This is a genomic window from Brevundimonas sp. CURTG3B2_SDJG (assembly GCF_057364705.1).
On record NZ_JBNFOJ010000367.1, the window covers coordinates 1 to 2518 of the forward strand.

General features: G+C 73.7%; 2 protein-coding genes and 2 pseudogenes. All 4 read right to left on the minus strand.

The annotated features are described in order from the left end of the window. On the minus strand, nucleotides 1-1293 hold a 1293-nt coding region (locus AC2W7C_RS16655; RefSeq protein ID WP_486002382.1), incomplete at its 3' end, for a UvrD-helicase domain-containing protein. A gap of 193 nt (nucleotides 1294-1486) precedes the next feature. Further along, nucleotides 1487-1675 (minus strand): annotated as a pseudogene (locus AC2W7C_RS16660) (UvrD-helicase domain-containing protein); the annotation flags it as partial. Further along, the gene (locus AC2W7C_RS16665; RefSeq protein WP_486002381.1) at nucleotides 1639-1896 is read right to left on the minus strand and encodes a hypothetical protein; all 258 of its coding nucleotides are present in this window, start codon (nucleotides 1894-1896) and stop codon (nucleotides 1639-1641) included. The pseudogene AC2W7C_RS16660 and the gene AC2W7C_RS16665, both read right to left, overlap by 37 nt. Nucleotides 1897-1930: 34 nt before the next feature. Then, nucleotides 1931-2446 (minus strand): annotated as a pseudogene (locus tag AC2W7C_RS16670) (PD-(D/E)XK nuclease family protein); the annotation flags it as partial. Between the last annotated feature and the right edge of the window lie 72 nt (nucleotides 2447-2518).

Sequence of the window (2518 nt, forward strand, 5' to 3'; positions counted from 1 at the left end):
CTCATCCGCCGGGGGGCCTCCTGTTCGGCGTCCCCAGAACGTCATCGTTCCCGGCCCGTCGCCCCGCGCCGCCTGGTGGCGCACCACCGCGTCCTCGCGGTCCCCGATCAAGCCGCGGCCGGGGCTGAGGGCTCGCGCCCGCTCGGCGTCGAAGAAGACCCGGTCGACGAAGGCCAGCACCTCGGGCGTGGAGCGCCAGGACTGCAGCAGGTTCACGCTCTCGAAACGGCGGCCGACGCCTTCGACCAGCCGCCGGTAGCTCTGGCTTTCGAACAGCAGGCGTTCGGGCGCCGCGCCCTGGAACGAGAAGATCGACTGCTTCTCGTCGCCCACCACGAACAGGGTGCGCTGGACGCCGTCGTCGCGCGCGCCGACGCCGTGGAAGAACTCGTCGGCCAGGGCGCGGACGATGCCCCACTGTTCGGGCGAGGTGTCCTGGGCCTCGTCGACCAGGATGTGGTCCACGCCGCCGTCGAGCTTGTACAGCACCCAGGCCGCGCCGGTCGCCTGGTCGGTCAGCAGCTTCAGCGCGGCGCTGATCAGGTCGGCGAAATCCAGGGCCCCGCGCGCCGCCTTGGCGGTTTCGTATTCGCGGGCGTAGGTGACGGCCAGCGTCAGGGCGTAGAGGGTGTCCCACCCGACCCGGCAGGCGACGGCTCGACCGAAGGCCTCGGCAAGCCTGTCCTGTTCCCGAGACATCCAGTCCTGGGCCGCTGCGTCGACCGCCTTGGTGGCCAGGCGGGCCTTGGGCTCTCCCTTCCGGGTGAAGAAGACCGCCCGGACCGCCTCGATCGGCCCCGCGCCCGCCTGAACCGCCTCGGCGACCGCCTGCATCTGACGACCCAGGGGTTGGTCGCTCTTCTCCGAGCCTCGCGACAAGGCCTCGGCCGCCGAGAACCAGGCGCCCACGTCGAGCGCCGCCACGGCCGCCGTCTCCACCGCGACGGGATCCTCCAGGACATCCACCCCGACCAGGGCGGCGATGCGGTCGGCCAGGGTCGCGGGCCCGCCGTCCGCGGCGACCCAGGCCGCGATCTCGGCCCGCTTCTCCTCGAAACGCACGAACATCGCCTCGAAGGCCTGGAAGTCCAGCTTTCCGGCCATCACCGCATAGGCCTCGGATAGGCCGGGATCGCCGGCCAGGGACCGCTCGGCCACCCGGTCGCGGGCGCGGACCCGGATGGCCTCGGCCTCGACGTCGTCGACCACGCGGAACAGGGGCGACACCCCGGCCTCGATCGGGAAACGCCTCAGAAGCTGTTCGCAGAAGGCGTGCAGGGTCTGGATCTTCAGCCCCCCGGCGTCTCCAGCGCATGGGCGAACAGGGTGCCGGGCCGCGACAGGGCCGGGGGTCGTAGGCGGCGGGGTCGCGCTGCTCCAGTTCGCCCAGTTCGCGGCGCAGGTCCGCGTCCGGGGCCACCGCCCACTGGCCCAGCCGCTCGTAGAGCCGGCGCTGCATCTCGGCGGCGGCGGCCTTGGTGAAGGTCAGGCACAGCACCGCGTCGGGCCGCGATCCGCCCAGCAGCAGCCGGGCCACGCGCGAGACCAGGGTGGTGGTCTTGCCCGAGCCGGCGTTGGCCATGACGAAGGCGTTGACCGCAGGGTCGGCGGCCAGGACCTGGGGGTCGGGCGCGCCGGTCATGCCCCCTCCTCCCCCTCGCCGGCGGTGGACCATTCGGCCACCCGGGCCAGGTGGTCGTAGTCCGACACCGACCGCTGGGCGAAGGCCGGGGCGGTGCGCGAGGCGTAGGCCCGCTCGGGCCGGGCGTAGTCCCGGACCCGTTCGATCAGGCCGGCGACCGCCTGGTCCGCCGCGTCGGCGGCCCCGGTCTCGCCGCTGCGGTCCTCGACCGCGCGGCGGGCTTCGTCCCGTGACCGAGACATAAAGCAATTCATGCGGTTCGCCCTGTCCCGAAGGCCCGAATGCGCCCGCCCGGGCCATGGCGGCGGTCAGCGGCAGCTGGGACGAGAAGCCGGTCTGGACCTGTTTGGCGCTGGGCGCCGCGCCCGTCTTGAAGTCGATCACCGACAGCCGGCCGTCGCGCACCTCCAGCCGGTCGGCCTTGGCGGTCAGGGTGAAGCGGCCGCCGCCCTCCAGCGCGATCGGCCATTCCGCGGACTCCTCCAGCAGGACGCGGGGGGAGCCGGCCCGCCGGGCGGCCTCCCACTCGGTCGCCCAGACCCCGGCGTTACGCCCCAGCACGGTCTCCCGCGCCAGGGCCGACGACGGCATGCCGGCCTCCAGCAGGGCCTTCAGGTACAGGTCCGCGAACCGCTCCGGGCCGTTCGCCGCGCCCTCGGCGTCCCACTGCAGGGCGAACCGGTGCAGGGCGTCGTGGATGGCCGTGCCGCGAATGCGGGCGTCGACCCGCTCGTCGGGCCGAGCCAGCTGGAACAGCTTCAGGATGAAGCGGGCGTAGGTGGCGTAGGGGTCGGCGCACCCCACTCCTCGACCCGGGTCACCGACATCCGGTCCGGCCGCGCCTCGACGGGCGGCTTCGGGGCCGGGACGCGCGGC

Bases quoted from the DNA above. Each gene is read 5' to 3' on its own strand.
- AC2W7C_RS16665 (WP_486002381.1), bottom strand. From the start codon at position 1,896: ATGAATTGCTTTATGTCTCGGTCACGGGACGAAGCCCGCCGCGCGGTC.